Raw genomic sequence first — 14,333 nt, 5'->3', positions numbered from 1 at the left:
GTACGGGGTGAAGCGGCCTACCGCTCAAGCCACTTCACCTCGTACGCCTGCATCTCGAACCGCTTGCCGTCGATCTGCGCGCTGATCGACCGGTCGAGGGTGTTGACCACCAGGACGGTCCTGTCGCTCGCCAGGACCCGGACGTTGGGCACGTCGTCCGCCGCGACGGACACGGTCTCGTACCTCGTGCCGGGCCGGAACGCCTGGTTGAACCGGGAGACCAGGTCGAACATGGGCAGCTTCCGCCCGCCGCGCGAGTCGTCCGTCGGCGTCCACAGACAGCCCGCGCAGGTGTCGGCCTTCTCGTCCTCCGGGTTCCAGTAGAAGCCGGAGGAGGCACCGCCCTTGACCATCGCGATCATCCCGGCGGCCTGGACGGCGACCCGGCGGGTCTCGGACCAGCCCTTGCGGTCGTCGTTGCCGTCGGCGGGTTCGACGTAGTACTCGGCCCACCACAGCGGCAGGTCGTGCGTCTGCTGCCGCACCCAACGGCCCACTGCGGTGAGCTTGTCGGTGGCCCCGAACTCGTCCGGCTTCATCTCGTCGTCGTTGGTGTAGCTGGAGCCGTCGACGACGACGAAGTCGGCGCCCGCCTTGTGCTCGTTCCAGTAGTCGAAGGCGTCCAGGACCCGCTGGTCCATGGCGCCCCAGGGTCCCTTGAAGGTCGCGGAGGCCTCGTCGGCGCGCGGATCGACACTGTCCATCACCAGATACGGCCCGCCGACCATGATGTCCTTGTCGACCTTCTTGAGCGCCCGGTAGACGAGGTTGTAGAGCCGGGTGTACCCCTCGTAGTCCCAGCGGCCCTTGGAGTTGTTCCAGAAGCCCTTGAACTCGTTCCAGACGACGAAGTGCCGTACGTCCGGATAGCGCTGGGCCACGGTCGCGGCGAGCGCGGCGAAGTCGGCGTAGTGCTGCGGCTGCGGGGCGGTCTCCAGCGCGGACTGGCTCCAGTTGGTGTTGTCGACACCGGCCTTGCCGCCCTTCATCCAGTCCGGGGCGCAGCACAGGGTGACGACCGGGGTGCCGCCCGACTTGCGGATGAAGTCGATCCGGCGGTCCATCGCGTCGAAGTCGTAACGGCCCTTCACCGGCTCGGGGTTGTCCGCGCCCCAGCCCATGAGCGCCTGGTCCTGCGGCATGCCCCGGGCGTCCTGGATCAGCTTCTCGACCCGGTCGGTCGCGGTGGAGCTGCCCTCGTCGGAGCTGTACTGGGTGTGGGTGAAGCCCCAGCCGACCTCGGGCTTGTCCTGGTCCGGCGGGGTCACCGGGGTGCCGTGCACCGTGGCGCCGTTCTTGGAGGTGCCCTTGGTGCCGCCGCTGTCCGGAAGCGTGTTGAGCAGGGTCACGACCAGCGCGAGTGCGGCGACGCCCACACCGAGCAGTGCGGTGAGCCGCCACCGCCGAGCCCCCGAAGTCCACCCATGACGTCCCATCGAGGCCAACAGTAACGGTGTCGGCGCCAGATAGGGCAGATGTAGTGAATGCACAGCTTCGCTACATTTCCCGTGGGGGAAATCCCGTGCGCGGAGTGCGCCGGTGCCGGATCATGGACGCCATGTCTGCGAACCCACACGACGCGTTGCCGATCCGGCTCAACGTCGACGACAGCGACTCTCCGTCCGACGTCGTCGACGCGCTGTTCCTCGGCCGCTTCGCGACGGGCGAGCAGCCGTACTCGCACGCGGCGAACATCGACCGGGTGCGCTCCGGGGCGACTCTGCTGCCGCCCGCCGCGCGGGTGCTGCGCGTGGCCCGCGACGACGACCGCAGCGCGACCCTGGCCGAGGGCGAGGGCTGGACGGTGCTGATCTCCCGCTGGAACCGGGGCGCGGACGTCACGGTCACGGCGACCAGCGCGGAACTCGCGAAGAAGATCCTCGACCAGGCCACGGACGGCGCGGCGGACGAGCCCGAACCCCAGCCGGAGAACGTGACGATGGGCTTCTGGTACGTCTCCCCGAGGCGCGGCCCGCACCGCACCACCCGGCAGATCTCCGCGGGCACCTGGGACGAGGTGCGGGAGAACTACACGGCGCCGGTGGCGGAGGCGATGGACCGCCTGATGAAGACGACGCCGGAGGACATCGCGGGCCGGTTGCTGCTGCTCCACGGCCCGCCGGGCACGGGCAAGACCTCGGCGCTGCGCACCCTCGCCCGCTCCTGGCGGGACTGGTGCCAGGTCGACTGCGTCCTGGACCCCGAGCGCCTGTTCAGCGACGTCGGCTATCTGATGGACATCGCGATCGGCGAGGACGACTCGACGGGCAAGGGCCGCTGGCGGCTGCTCCTGCTGGAGGACTGCGACGAACTGATCCGCGGCGAGGCCAAGCACACGGCGGGCCAGGCGCTGTCCCGGCTGCTGAACCTCACCGACGGACTGCTGGGGCAGGGCCGTAACGTCCTGGTGGGCGTCACGACCAACGAGGACCTGGAGCGCCTGCACCCGGCCGTGGTCCGCCCCGGCCGCTGTCTGGCCCGCATCGAGGTGGGCAGGCTGACGCACCGCGAGGCGGTCGGCTGGCTGGGCACCGAGGAGGGCGTCGGCCGCGAGGGCGCGACCCTGGCCGAGCTGTACGCGCTGCGCCGGGGCACCTCACCGACCTCGGTGCCGGATCCCCGGGACGGGGCGGACGCGGGGCTGTACCTGTAGTGCTTTCATGGACGGTATGACCCTGTTCGTCGGGACGTCGGGGTGGCAGTACAAGGACTGGCGGGGTGTGCTCTACCCCGCCGGGTGCCCCACGCGGCTGTGGCTCGAGGAGTACACGGCGCACTTCGCGACGGTGGAGATCAACAACGCGTTCTACCGTCTGCCGACGCGGGAGACCTTCGAGGCGTGGCGGGAGCGGGTGCCGGCTGACTTCGTGGTCGCGGTGAAGGCGAGCCGGTACCTCACCCACATCAAGCGGCTACGGGAGCCCGAGGAGCCGGTCGACCGCCTGATGACCCACGCGGCGGGACTCGGGGACCGGCTGGGCCCGGTCCTTCTCCAGCTCCCGCCCACCCTGAAGGTCGACCCGGGCCTGCTGGACACCTGCCTCGGGTGCTTCCCCCCGGGCACCCGGGTCGCGGTCGAGCCGCGGCACGAGTCCTGGTGGACGCCGGAGGTACGCAAGGTCCTTGAGACCCGGGGCGCGGCCCTGTGCTGGGCTGACGTCCTCTCCCGTCCGGTCACCCCGCTGTGGCGCACCACGGACTGGGGCTACGTCCGCTTCCACCAGGGCCGCGCCCAACCGTGGCCGCACTACGGCCGCCGGGCCCTGGAGACATGGGTGACCCGGATCATGAGCACCTGGGGGACGACCGAGGACGTCTACGCCTACTTCAACAACGACCCGACGGGGGCGGCGGTACACGACGCGACGACGTTCGCGAAGGCGGCCCGAACAGCGGGCTGCCCGGTCACCCGCACCCCGTCGCTGTCGCCCGCTTGATGTGCCGCCGCTGTCCGAACTCCGATCAGCCCGCGCCGTACCCGGCCCGCAACGCGTCCCGCACCGCGGCCAGCGCATCGGCCTCCGCCAGCCCCAACCGCCGCGCCCGCTCGACGTACGCCTGGGCCGCCGCCGCGAGCTCCCGTTCCGCCGCTGAGCCCGCCGCCGCCACGTACGTCCCGTTCCGCCCCCGCGTCTCGATCACCCCGTCGCTCTCCAGCGCCCGGTACGCCTTGGCCACCGTGTTCGCCGCCAGCCCCAGCGACTCGGCGAGCCCCCGCACGGTCGGCAGCCGGTACCCCACCGGCAGCACCCCCGTCCGCGCCTGCTCGGAAATCTGCGCCCGCACCTGCTCGTACGGCGCGGCACTGTCGTCGATGTGGATCTTCAAGGTCACGGCCCGATTGTCCCGTACCCGCCCGAAAATGGGAGGCACCCGGGCTCGACTCCCCCGTAGCGTGCGCCTTCATGACAGTAACCGTGCGCGACCTGCGCCCCGACGACCGGAAAGACCTCGAGGACTTCGCCCTCATCCGCCATCTCGGCCTTCCCTACGTCATGTGGACCGCCGACGCCATCCGTCACCGCCTCCTGCACACCCACCCGGACGCGCAGGCCCGGGCGCTGGTGGCGGAGGAGGACGGCGAGATGATCGGCACGGCCCAGATCGGCCTCGCCCACGACAGCCCGCAGCCGGGCCAGGGGTTCCTCAACATCTACGTGCACCCGGACCGGTTCCACCGCGGCGCCGGCCGTCTGCTGGTCCAGGCGTCCGAGGAGCACCTGATCGCGCACGGTGCGACGAAGCTGTTCGCGTGGGTCCTCGACGAGCCGGCCAACCGCGCCTTCGCCGAGCACCACGGCTACCGCGCCAGCCGCTCGGCCGGCTTCCTCCGGCTGGACCTGGCGAAGGTCGCGCTGCCGCCCCTGCAGGACCCCCCGCCCGGCACCGAGCTGCGCACCGCCGCCGACTTCGCGGACGACCCGCGCCCGCTGTTCGAGCTGGACGCTGAGACCACGGCGGACGAACCGAGCGACGTGGACGCCGAGTTCACGGACTACGAGCTCTGGATCGAGGAGAGCTGGAAGCACCCGTGCCTCGACCTCGGCCTGACCACGGTGGCGGTCGTCGACGGTCGCCCCGCCGCCTTCACCGTGGCCTACACGGACGGCACCCGTTACTTCACCGCCATGACCGGCACCGCCCGCGCCTTCCGCGGCCGGGGTCTGGCCAAGCTCGCCAAGAACCACTCCCTGCACCGCGCCCGCGCCGCCGGCTTCACCGAGGCCCACACGGGCAACGACGCCGGCAACGGCCCGATGCTCGCGATCAACAAGTGGCTGGGGTACGAGATCTCCGCGTCGGAGGTGCGCTATGTCCGCGAACTCGGCTGAGTCGGTCCGGCGGTTGAACGTCGTCCTCGTCAAAGCGGGCCGCACGAAGATCGGTTACGAGGCCGACCTCGTCGAGGACGACGGCGACCGGATCGCCGTACGCGCCCTCTGGGCGGGCGAGGGGGTCCGTGACTTCGGGTTCGTGCGCTTCGAGAAGGGCGACGTCTTCACCGAGTACTACTGGCGGGACCGCTGGTACGCGGTGAAGGAGGTCCGTGACGCCGAGGGCGGGCTGAAGGGCTGGTACTGCGACGTCACCCGCCCCGCGGTGCTCTTCGGCTCGGAACTGATCGTCGAGGACCTCGACCTGGACCTGTGGCGCTCGGCCGACGGCAGGGACGTACGCCGTCTGGACGAGGACGAGTTCGCGGCCAGTGGACTGGCGGAGCGGGACCCGGAGGCGGCGGCAGCGGCGGTCGCGGCCCTGGACACCCTGGAGCGGCTGGCCCGCGAGGGCGGCTTCGACGCGCTGCTGGCCTGAGGCGCCGCCGCCTCACACCAGCGCCACCACCGCGTACCGCTCGTCCTCGACCGGCCTTCCCCACAGCACCGCGTCCTGCGACAGCGGCTCCACCCGCACCTCCTCGGCCAACGGCTCGACGAGCCCGGCGAGCGTGCCGGCCGGTATGCCGGCCGGCGTGACGGTCCCCCACACGCCCTCGATCAGCACGAGCCGCCCTCCCGGCCGCAGCAGCCCCCTCCAGTGCCGCAGCGCGCGGCCGGGATCGGGCAGGGCCCACAGCACATGCCGTACGAGCACGACGTCGAAGCGCTGCTCCCCCACCGGCGGTGCCGCCGCGTCGCCGACCAGGAACACCGCGTCACGCCCGGCCAGCTTGGCCCGCGCCCGCTCGACCATGGCCGGCGAGGCGTCCACGCCCGTGACGCGGTGTCCCTGTTCGGCCGCGAGGAGCGACAGACTGCCCGTGCCGCAGCCGAGGTCGAGGACGTCCGAGGACCGTCCCGGCAGCCAGTCGCCCAGCCGGCCCGCCCAGGCCCGCCGTACCTCCGGATCGCGCAGTCCGTGGTCCGGCTCGTCGTCGAAGGAGGCGGCCTCGGCGTCCCAGTCGATGTCGGAACCCGCGTCCGCCCCGGTCAGAGCTTCACTGTCGTTCGTCATGCCCCCAGAGTGACACCCGCCACTGACAGTCGAATCGTGACAGCCGCCACTGACAGACCCGCACCGATGAGTCACTCTCCCGAAAAGGGTCTACCTCCGTGAGAACACGGAACTCGGTAGGCACTGAAGGAGGCAGCCATGCGCCGGACCACTGTGCAGAAGCCCCTGAAGAAGTCGGACTCGCGCAGGGTCCACGAGGAAGCCGACGAGCGTCCCGCCGGGCGCCCGGAGGTGCGGAAGGACATCGCACGAACGTGGTGGCCCGACGGGTGAGGGTACTCAGTCGAGCCGCTTGCGGTAGTGGACACGGTCGTAGGGGCCGTCCACCCGCCGCTCCACGACCTCGTAGCCGAACTTCGGATAGATCTTCTGGTTCTCCCACATCATCGCGTTGGTGTAGAGCCTGACTTCGGGCAGACCGAGCGCACGCGCGCGTGCCTCGACGAAGCCCAGCAGCCGTCGCCCCACGCCCGTGCCGTGTGCGTCGGGGTGGACGGCGATGCTGTCGAGGAACAGATGGTCGTCGCGTTCCTCCAGCACGACGAGCCCGATGACGGGATCGCCCGTCACGAACACCTTCCCCGCGGCCACGTTCGCCGCGTGGTCCGCCTCCATGGGCACCGGCACCACCCCGATCCGTTCGATGTAGGGGTGGTACGCGGCGTCGGTCACGGCCTTCACGGCCGCCACGTCGGCGGCCCCGGCCGCCCGGATCCCGTCGTCTGCCATGCCGGCACGCTCCCTACCTGATCCCAGTCTCAGCACTCCCTTAACGCGAGCATAAGGATCTCCCTCGCCCGTCCCCAGCAGGCGATTTCACGGTTTCTCGGGGCTAGTTTTCTGATCACACCCCACGGGATTCGCCCAGCACCGTTCCGAGGAGATTCCGCATGCCCGCACGCCTCCGCAAGGCCGTCACGATCGCCGCCCTCGGCGCGACCCCGCTCGCCCTGACCACCCTCGCCGCCGCCCCGGCGTCGGCGCACGGGACGATGGGCGACCCGGTCAGCCGGGTCGCGCAGTGCTACGCGGAGAACCCGGAGAGCCCCAAGTCGGACGCGTGCAGGGCAGCGGTCGCGGTCGGCGGCACCCAGGCGCTCTACGACTGGAACGGCATCCGCATCGGCGACGCGAACGGCCGGCACCAGGCGCTGATCCCGGACGGCAAGCTGTGCAGCGCGGGCAACGAGGAGTTCAAGGGCCTCGACCTGCCCCGCGCGGACTGGCCGGCGACGGGCGTGCGCGGCGGGTCGTACACCTTCAAGTACCGCGTGACCGCGCCGCACAAGGGCACGTTCACCGTGTACGTCACCAAGCCGGGCTACGACCCGACGAAGCCGCTGGCCTGGAAGGACCTGGAGTTGTCCGCCCCGGTGGCGAAGGCCACCGACCCGGTCGCCGCGAACGGTTTCTACACGTTCTCCGGCACCCTCCCCCAGCGCTCGGGCCGGCAACTGCTGTATGCGATCTGGCAGCGCTCGGACAGCCCGGAGGCCTTCTACTCCTGCTCGGACGTCACCTTCGGTGGCGGCGTCACGGCCACCGGCTCGACACCGGCTCCGACCGCCTCCGCACCCTCCGACCGGCAGATCGCGGCCGGTGCCGACAAGTCGACGGTCGAGCACCACGGTCACGGCGACCAGAACGCCGCCACGTCGGCCGAGCCGGCCGCCGTCAACACGCCGAAGGCGGCCGGTGCGGTGGGGAACCTCGCCGAGACGGGAGGCGGTGGCAGCACCCCGTACCTCGCGATGGGCGGTGCGGCGGCGCTCGCGCTGGGGTCGGCGGCACTGTTCGCCTCGGTCCGCCGGCGTGCGACGACCTCAGGCCGTCGGTAGACCCCACGGGGGGCGGGGCCTGTCCGGCGGCTCAGGTCGGACAGGCCCCGTTCGTGCGTCAGCTCAGCACCGACGCGCAGGTGGTCGTGGTGGCGTGCGCCGGGTCGAGCGCGTTGGCCACCTCGTGGAAGGCGAGCCGGTCACTGAGACCCATCAGGACATGCTCGGAGAGGTCGAGCGAGCACAGGTTCTGGATGAGGACGTTGTGCACGTCGGAACCGCTCAGGAACTGACTCGTGTACGGCGTGACGACCTCGTCGTACTTGCTGGCGATGACGGTGTAGTGGACGCCGGGGACGGTGTCGCCGCCGGCGTTGAGCTTGGTGAGGAAGGCGGACCCGACGATCTGGTCGGCGAGGCCCGGAACGGACGAGGACAGCAGGTCGGACGCTCCCGGGAAGTACGGCAACAGGTTGGTGAGGCCGTCCAGATCGGTTCCGTGGTTGTCGGGTGCGATGCCTACCAGGGCGTTCACCTTGGCGGCTCCGCCGAGGAACCTCAGGTAGTAGCGGGGCATCATGCCGCCCTGCGAGTGGCCGACGATGTCGGCCTTGGCGGCTCCGGTGGCGGCGAGCACCTTGTCGACGAAGGCGGAGAGCTGCTCGGCCGACTTGTCGATGGGGCCGAGGCCGTAGAAGACGGGGACGCCGGAGAGCTGGCCGTAGTCGAGGGAGAAGACGCAGTAGCCGCGGCTTTCCAGGTAGGGGGCGAGGCCCAGCCAGTTGTCGACCGAGTTGCCGAGGGTTCCGTGCACCAGGACGACGGGGCGGGGGTGGGAGGCGGAGGGCTTGCAGGAGTAGTCGTTCCAACCGCTGCTCGGGGCCGTGGAGGCATGGGCGGCGGTGGCGGGGACGAGGGCGACCGCGGCGGTCAGCAGCACCGCGGCCAGGGGTCTGAGCACTCGGTTCCAGGGCAGCATCGTGTGATCTCCTTGCGGCTCAAGGGAGTTGCGATGGCCTTACGCCCTGTGATCCGGATCACGAAGGATGCTGTTCACTCGTCAAGTTACGAGCGAGTAGTGCAAGTGTGAAGTTACGCGTCAGTAAAAACTTCCAGTGGTAACTGACTCGGCAGTAGCGGCTGAGGAACCGTCACCAGGCGGGCCTGACAGGACCATAGGGTGCGATCCGCCACAACTGCTCCCACAACACCCGCACTTCACTCTCCCCGAGTACACCCGCCCACCCCCGCACCACCTCGGCGGCCGCCTCCTCCGCGGCCCGGGTGCACGCCCACCCCCGCTCGGTCAGCACGACCAGCCGCGCCCGGGCGTCCCCGGGGTGCGGCCGCCGCTCGGCGAACCCCTTGCGCACGATCTCGTCGACGAGCTGACTGGCGGCCTGTTTCGTCACCCCGAGATGGGCGGCGAGCTCGGTCGCCGTCGCGCCGTCCGGGGCGAGCCGAGCGAAGGCGAACCCGTGAGCGGGCCTGACCCCTTCGAAGCCCCGGGCGACGACGCCCTCGTTGATGCGCCGCGTCAGCTCACCGGCGACGGCGAGCAGGGTTGCGGACAGGGCCATGGCCTCGGAGTTCTGCACGCAGGCATTGAAACACCCTTGACGAGATGGTCAAGCAGCTTGACCATGGAGGTGAGCAAATAGTCAAGGAGCTTGACCACTTGATCGGCACCCGACCGGAGAGGCACCCATGCCCGTCATCCGCACATCCGAAGCCGTCACCCATGAGATCCACGGCGCCCGCTTCGTCTCGTACGCCACCCCCCTCACCGGAAGCAAGGAGCTCTGCGCCTGGCGCGGCGAGATCCCGCCGGGCACCAAGGCCCCCGTCCACACCGTCACCCGCGAGGAGATCTTCCATCTCCTCGTCGGCGAACTCCTGATCACCCTCGACGGCCGCACCGACCGCGTCACCGCGGGCGACACCGTCATCGTCAACCCCGGCGCGACCCTGGGCGTCGAGAACCCGACCGATCAGACAGCCATCTCCTGGGTCACCACGTCCATCGGCCTGGAGGCGGAACTGGCCGACGGCACCCGGCTCACCCCGCCGTGGGCGAACTGACGCTCACGCCACCAGCACCCCCGGGACCACCGCCCCCGGGCCGAACTTCGCCCTGATCCGGTCCGCGGTCTGCTCGACGCGGCGGACCTTCTCGTCGACCGGGTCGAAGGTGAGCTGGTAGGAGGCCTGGTCGGCGGGGGTGAGGGACTCGGCGCGCAGAACGAGGGCGCGGACCCGGGCGCGTTGCAGGCCGAGGGCCTCGTACATGCCGTACGCCGTCCTGGTCAGGGCGGCGGAGTGCGCGGTGGGTTCCTTCAGGGTGCGGGTACGGGTCGTCGAGGAGCGGTCGGCGTAGCGGACCGTGAGGGTGAGGGTGCGGCAGACCTTCTCCAGGGCGCGGAGGCGGGCGCCCAGTTCCTCGGCAGCCGACAGAAGGGCGCGGCGGTGCCGGTCCGGGTCCAACTCGTCGCGATCGAAGGGACGTTCGGTGGCGAGGGAGCGCGAGACGCCGTTCGGGACGACCCGGCCGCGGTCGACGCCGTTCGCCTTCTCGTGCAGTTCTCGGCCCGTCCTCGCGCCGACCAGCCGCTGGAGCGTGGACAGCGGCGCGGCGGCGACCCGCCCCAGGGTGTCGAGGCCGTACTCGGACAGGGTGCGGGCGGTCGCCGTCCCCACGCCGGGAAGCGCGCCCACCGGCAGGTCCGCGAGGAACTCCGCGATGCCCTCCGGATCACCGGGAACCTCGCAGGTCACCCCGGGCCGGGCGGCCCCCAGCGCCACCCGGGCCAGCATCGGCCCCGGCCCGGCGCCGATCACACAGTCGACCCCGTACAGCGCGAGGGCGCGCACCCGGATCACCGACGCCAGTTCGACCGCCCCACGCCCGAAGTACCGCTCGGCGCCCCGCAGATCGGCCAGCGCCGCATCCGGCGGCAGCGCCTCCACGACCGGGGTGAACTCCTCCAGCAGCCCGAGCAGCCCGGGCAGGGCCGTCTCGGCCTGAGGCGGCAGCTGGAAACGTACGCACACGATGGTCATCCCGCACTCCCCGGACTCTGGTGCCACAACTTCCGTACCTGCGAAGGCTCCTGACCCGCCGGGCGCAGATCGGCCCACGGGTTGAGTTCGTATCCGGTGGGCAGCTGGATGCGCCGGCCCCGCGCCGGATCGCCGCCCGTCCCTTCCACCACCGGCTCCGCCAGCCGCTTCGCCACCTCGTCCAGCCCGCCCTCGGCGCGCAGTTCGACCAGTTCGGCGAGGTTCCAGGCGGCGGAACCCACCACGCTCAGACTGCGCGGCCCACGCCGCTGCACGACCCCGCGCACCAGCAGCAGCCAGGAGTGGAAGACGGTGTGGGCGCACGCGTCGTGGGAGTCGTCGAAGAAGGCGAGATCGACCAGGCCCGTCCCGTCGTCCAGCGTGGAGAAGATGACCCGCTTGCCGGACCGGATCGGCGGTGTCTGGGTCGCCGCCTTGGCCCCCGCGACCAGCACGGTCTCCCCGTGCCGCGCCTCCCGCAGCCGCCGCGCCGACACCACGCCCAGCTCGTCCAGGAAGACCCGGTGATCGTCCATCAGGTTGCGCGAGGCATCCATGGACAGCACGCCCAGCTCGGCGCTGAGCTTCTCGGCCTCCGACAGATCCGGCAGCCCCGCCGGCGCGGTCTTCCGCCCGCCGGCCAAGGGCAGTTGACCGCCGCCCGCGCCCCGCGCCCCGCGCTGCAGCTCGGTCAAGTGCAGCTGTAGATCACGCCGGTTGGCGCCGAACGCGTCCAAGGCCCCGACCTGGGCGAGCCGTCCCGCGAGCGGCCGGCTGGGCCGCGCCCGCTCCCAGAAGTCCAGCAGCGAGTCGTAGGGCTGCCCTTCCTCGATCCGCGCGGCCTCGGCCTCACTGATCCCGTACACATCGCAGAGCGCCAGCCGCAGTCCCCACACCCCATCAGATTCAGACACCAGTTCGATCCGATGTGCGACCGCCGACTTGTTCACGTCCAACGGCAGCACCGGCACCCCCCGTCGCCGCGCGTCCGCCAGCAGCAACCGCTTCGGGTACATCCCGGGATCATGCGTGAGCAGCCCCGCGTAGAAGGCGGCCGGATGATGGGCCTTCAGCCAGGCCGACTGGTACGTCGGTACGGCGAAGGCCACCGCATGCGCCTTGCAGAACCCGTACGACCCGAAGGCCTCGATGATCTCCCAGGTCCGCCGAATCGTTTCTCCGTCATATCCGTTGGCCGCCGCGTGCTGGGCGAACCACACCTTGATCCGCCCCTGCGACTCCGGGTCGGACAGCCCGCGCCGCACCCGGTCCGCCTCCCCGCGTCCGCAGCCGGCCATGATCGCGACGATGTCGATGATCTGCTCGTGAAAGACGACCACCCCGTAGGTGCCCTGCAGCGGTTCCTCCAGATCCGGATGCGGATACCGGACGGGCGCCCGTCCGTGCCGGGCCTCGATGAACGGCCGCACCATGTCGGCGGCGACGGGCCCGGGCCTGAACAGCGAGATGTCCACCACCAGATCGTGAAAAGTACTCGGCTGCAGCCGCCCCACCAGATCCCGCTGCCCCGGCGACTCGATCTGGAAGCACCCCAGCGTCTCGGCGGACCGGATGAGCCGGTACGTGGCCGGGTCACCTCCCGCCAACCCGTCCAGGTCGATCCGCTCCCCCGTCGCCCGCTCCACCTCGGCGACCGCGTGCGCCATGGCCGACTGCATCCGCACGCCCAGCACGTCCAGCTTGAGCAGCCCGAGATCCTCCACGTCGTCCTTGTCGAACTGTGACATGGGAAATCCTTCGCCGCTGGTGGGCATGACCGGCGTACGGCTCAGCAGGGACGCGTCCGACAGCAGCACCCCGCACGGATGCATGGCCACCCCGCGCGGAAGGGCGTCAAGAGCCTCGACCAGCTCCCAGAGCCGCCCGTACTTCTCCTTCTCCCCCGCCAGCGCCTTGAGCTCGGGCAGTTCCTCCAGCGCCGCCCGGGCGTCGCGCGCCCGGATGTGCGGGAAGGACTTGGCGATCCGGTCGATCTCGTCCGGGTCCATGGACAGGGCGGCGCCCACGTCCCGGATCGCGTGCCGCACCCGATAGGTCTCCGGCATCGCGACCGTGGCGACCCGCTCCTCGCCGAACCGGCCGATGATCGTCCGGTAGACCTCCAGCCGGCGCGCGGACTCCACATCGATGTCGATGTCGGGCAGCACGACCCGCTCCTTGGACAGGAAGCGCTCCATCAGCAGCCCGTGCTCGATCGGATCGGCGTTGGCGATACCCAGCAGATGGTTCACCAACGACCCGGCACCGGACCCACGAGCGGCTACACGAACCCCCATCTCCCTCACGTCGTCGACGACTTGAGCGACCGTCAGGAAATAGGAGGCGAAACCGTGATGACCGATGATGTCCAGCTCATGGTGCATCCGCTCCCAGTAGTCACGCCGGTCCGTGTAACCGTGCAGCACCATGCCCGCCGCCGCCCGGGAGGCCAGCGCCCGCTGAGCGGTACGGCGTCCCGCGCCGACGAGGTGTGCCTCGGGGAAGTGGACCGTCCCCATGCCCAGGTCGTCCTCGGGATCGACCAGGCACTCGGCGGCCACGGACTGCGTCTGCTCCAGCAGCCGGTGGGCGGTCTCCCGCCGGTACCCCGCCGCTTCGACGATCCGCTCCGCCCCGTGGAACATCTCATCCGCGCCCTTGAGCCAGGCCTCCCCTGAGTCCAGCTCCTTCCTGGGGTCGATCGGGACGAGCCGCCGAGCCGCGTCCAGGACGTCGGCGACCGGCCCGAGCCCACGGTCGGCATAACGGACGGCGTTGCCGAGCACCGGCCGGACCCCCTGCTCGGCGGCGAAGCCCAGGGTGCGGGCGGCCAGCCGCAGCGACCCGGCCCCGGTGCCCTCACGCCCGTGCCAGACGACCTCGAGGCGCAGGGCGTCCCCGTAGACCTCCCGCCAGGGCCCGAGCAGCCGGGCCGCACGATCCGGCCGCCCGGCGGCAAGGGCCCGCCCGACGTCGGAGGCGGGACCGAGCAGGACGGTCACGCCGTCGGCGTGATTGTCCGCCCAGGCCAGCAGGGGCTGCCCCGCCCCCGCGTGCGCCGCCGTGACCAGCCGGCACAGATCCGCCCAGCCACGAGCTCCCGCACGCGCCAGATAGACGACCCGAGGCATCGACTCATCGACAAAGGAACCACCGCGCACAGGGTTACGGCGCCGCCCTCCCCCCACGGACTCCGGCTCCGAGCCCCCCACCGCCAGCTCCACTCCGAACAGTGGCCGCACCCCCGCCCCCGCACAGGCCTTGGCGAACCGGACAGCACCGGCGAGGGTGTCGCGATCGGTGAGAGCCAGGGCGTCCATCCCCCGCTCGGAGGCGCGCTCGGCCAGCCGCTCCGGGTGCGAAGCGCCGTACCGCAGGGAGAACCCGGAGGCGGTGTGCAGATGAGTGAAGCCCGGCACCCGCACCTCCCGTTATCGAACATCAGTTCCCGACCGTCCCACCTCCACCATAGACCAAAACCAGAACGCTTGTGCGATAACCGTTCGGGCCCCCTTCACCTGGGAAAACACCGGCGGCCGGGGC

General features: G+C 71.0%; 15 protein-coding genes. 7 read left to right on the top strand and 8 right to left on the bottom strand.

The genetic code is table 11. The features are described from left to right. Nucleotides 1–17: 17 nt before the first annotated feature. Nucleotides 18–1,436, bottom strand: coding sequence for a xylan 1,4-beta-xylosidase (locus ABZZ74_RS27970; protein ID WP_356769455.1), 1,419 nt, complete (start codon nt 1,434–1,436; stop codon nt 18–20). A 122-nt stretch (nt 1,437–1,558) separates the two neighbouring features. Between ABZZ74_RS27970 and ABZZ74_RS27965 the strand changes: the two genes are divergently transcribed. Both ABZZ74_RS27965 and ABZZ74_RS27960 read left to right on the top strand, forming a co-directional pair. Then, nucleotides 1,559–2,653, top strand: a complete 1,095-nt coding sequence (locus ABZZ74_RS27965) for a DUF5925 domain-containing protein (RefSeq protein WP_356769453.1) — start codon at nt 1,559–1,561, stop codon at nt 2,651–2,653. Nucleotides 2,654–2,669: 16 nt separating this feature from the next. Then, nucleotides 2,670–3,437 (top strand): DUF72 domain-containing protein, encoded by a 768-nt coding sequence (locus tag ABZZ74_RS27960; RefSeq protein ID WP_356769451.1) that lies wholly within the window; start codon nt 2,670–2,672, stop codon nt 3,435–3,437. 25 nt (nt 3,438–3,462) lie between these two features. On the opposite strand, the gene ABZZ74_RS27955 is transcribed toward ABZZ74_RS27960, so the two are convergent. Beyond that, nucleotides 3,463–3,834 (bottom strand): GntR family transcriptional regulator, encoded by a 372-nt coding sequence (locus tag ABZZ74_RS27955; RefSeq protein WP_356769449.1) that lies wholly within the window; start codon nt 3,832–3,834, stop codon nt 3,463–3,465. Between the two features lie 71 nt (nt 3,835–3,905). Between ABZZ74_RS27955 and ABZZ74_RS27950 the strand changes: the two genes are divergently transcribed. Then, nucleotides 3,906–4,832 carry a GNAT family N-acetyltransferase gene (locus ABZZ74_RS27950; RefSeq protein WP_356769447.1) on the top strand — a complete coding sequence of 309 codons (927 nt, stop codon included), beginning with the start codon at nt 3,906–3,908 and terminating at the stop codon, nt 4,830–4,832. Then, nucleotides 4,813–5,313, top strand: coding sequence for a DUF402 domain-containing protein (locus ABZZ74_RS27945; protein ID WP_356769445.1), 501 nt, complete (start codon nt 4,813–4,815; stop codon nt 5,311–5,313). Before ABZZ74_RS27950 ends, ABZZ74_RS27945 begins: the two co-directional genes overlap by 20 nt. A gap of 12 nt (nt 5,314–5,325) precedes the next feature. Here ABZZ74_RS27945 and ABZZ74_RS27940 read toward each other — a convergent pair whose 3' ends face one another. Then, on the bottom strand, nt 5,326–5,952 hold the full coding sequence (locus ABZZ74_RS27940; protein WP_356769443.1) for a class I SAM-dependent methyltransferase: 627 nt from the start codon (nt 5,950–5,952) through the stop codon (nt 5,326–5,328). 138 nt (nt 5,953–6,090) lie between these two features. On the opposite strand from ABZZ74_RS27940, the gene ABZZ74_RS27935 reads away from it, so the two are divergent. Continuing rightward, nucleotides 6,091–6,225, top strand: a complete 135-nt coding sequence (locus ABZZ74_RS27935) for a hypothetical protein (RefSeq protein ID WP_280117550.1) — start codon at nt 6,091–6,093, stop codon at nt 6,223–6,225. Nucleotides 6,226–6,231: 6 nt separating this feature from the next. On the opposite strand, the gene ABZZ74_RS27930 is transcribed toward ABZZ74_RS27935, so the two are convergent. Then, nucleotides 6,232–6,681, bottom strand: a complete 450-nt coding sequence (locus ABZZ74_RS27930) for a GNAT family N-acetyltransferase (protein ID WP_356769441.1) — start codon at nt 6,679–6,681, stop codon at nt 6,232–6,234. Between the two features lie 161 nt (nt 6,682–6,842). Here ABZZ74_RS27930 and ABZZ74_RS27925 point away from each other — a divergent pair, with 161 nt between their 5' ends. Next, nucleotides 6,843–7,790: a lytic polysaccharide monooxygenase gene (locus ABZZ74_RS27925; protein WP_356769439.1), complete on the top strand. Its 948-nt coding sequence runs from the start codon at nt 6,843–6,845 to the stop codon at nt 7,788–7,790. A 58-nt stretch (nt 7,791–7,848) separates the two neighbouring features. Here ABZZ74_RS27925 and ABZZ74_RS27920 read toward each other — a convergent pair whose 3' ends face one another. Both ABZZ74_RS27920 and ABZZ74_RS27915 read right to left on the bottom strand, forming a co-directional pair. Continuing rightward, nucleotides 7,849–8,709 (bottom strand): alpha/beta fold hydrolase, encoded by an 861-nt coding sequence (locus ABZZ74_RS27920; RefSeq protein ID WP_356769437.1) that lies wholly within the window; start codon nt 8,707–8,709, stop codon nt 7,849–7,851. Between the two features lie 172 nt (nt 8,710–8,881). Beyond that, nucleotides 8,882–9,328, bottom strand: coding sequence for a MarR family winged helix-turn-helix transcriptional regulator (locus tag ABZZ74_RS27915; RefSeq protein ID WP_356769435.1), 447 nt, complete (start codon nt 9,326–9,328; stop codon nt 8,882–8,884). 109 nt (nt 9,329–9,437) lie between these two features. Between ABZZ74_RS27915 and ABZZ74_RS27910 the strand changes: the two genes are divergently transcribed. Then, complete coding sequence (locus ABZZ74_RS27910; protein WP_208785432.1) at nt 9,438–9,812, top strand: cupin domain-containing protein; 375 nt, start codon at nt 9,438–9,440, stop codon at nt 9,810–9,812. Between the two features lie 3 nt (nt 9,813–9,815). On the opposite strand, the gene ABZZ74_RS27905 is transcribed toward ABZZ74_RS27910, so the two are convergent. Then, entirely contained in the window at nt 9,816–10,790 is a 975-nt protein-coding gene (locus ABZZ74_RS27905) for a hypothetical protein (RefSeq protein WP_356769432.1), read from the bottom strand. Further along, the gene (locus ABZZ74_RS27900) at nt 10,787–14,209 is read right to left on the bottom strand and encodes a DNA polymerase III subunit alpha (protein ID WP_356769430.1); all 3,423 of its coding nucleotides are present in this window, start codon (nt 14,207–14,209) and stop codon (nt 10,787–10,789) included. Before ABZZ74_RS27900 ends, ABZZ74_RS27905 begins: the two co-directional genes overlap by 4 nt. Nucleotides 14,210–14,333 lie beyond the last annotated feature (124 nt).

The organism is Streptomyces sp. NPDC006476, from assembly GCF_040612015.1.
Taxonomy (GTDB): domain Bacteria; phylum Actinomycetota; class Actinomycetes; order Streptomycetales; family Streptomycetaceae; genus Streptomyces; species Streptomyces griseorubiginosus_B.
Note: the sequence above shows the minus strand (reverse complement) of the source record. Positions and strands in the feature narration are given on the sequence as shown.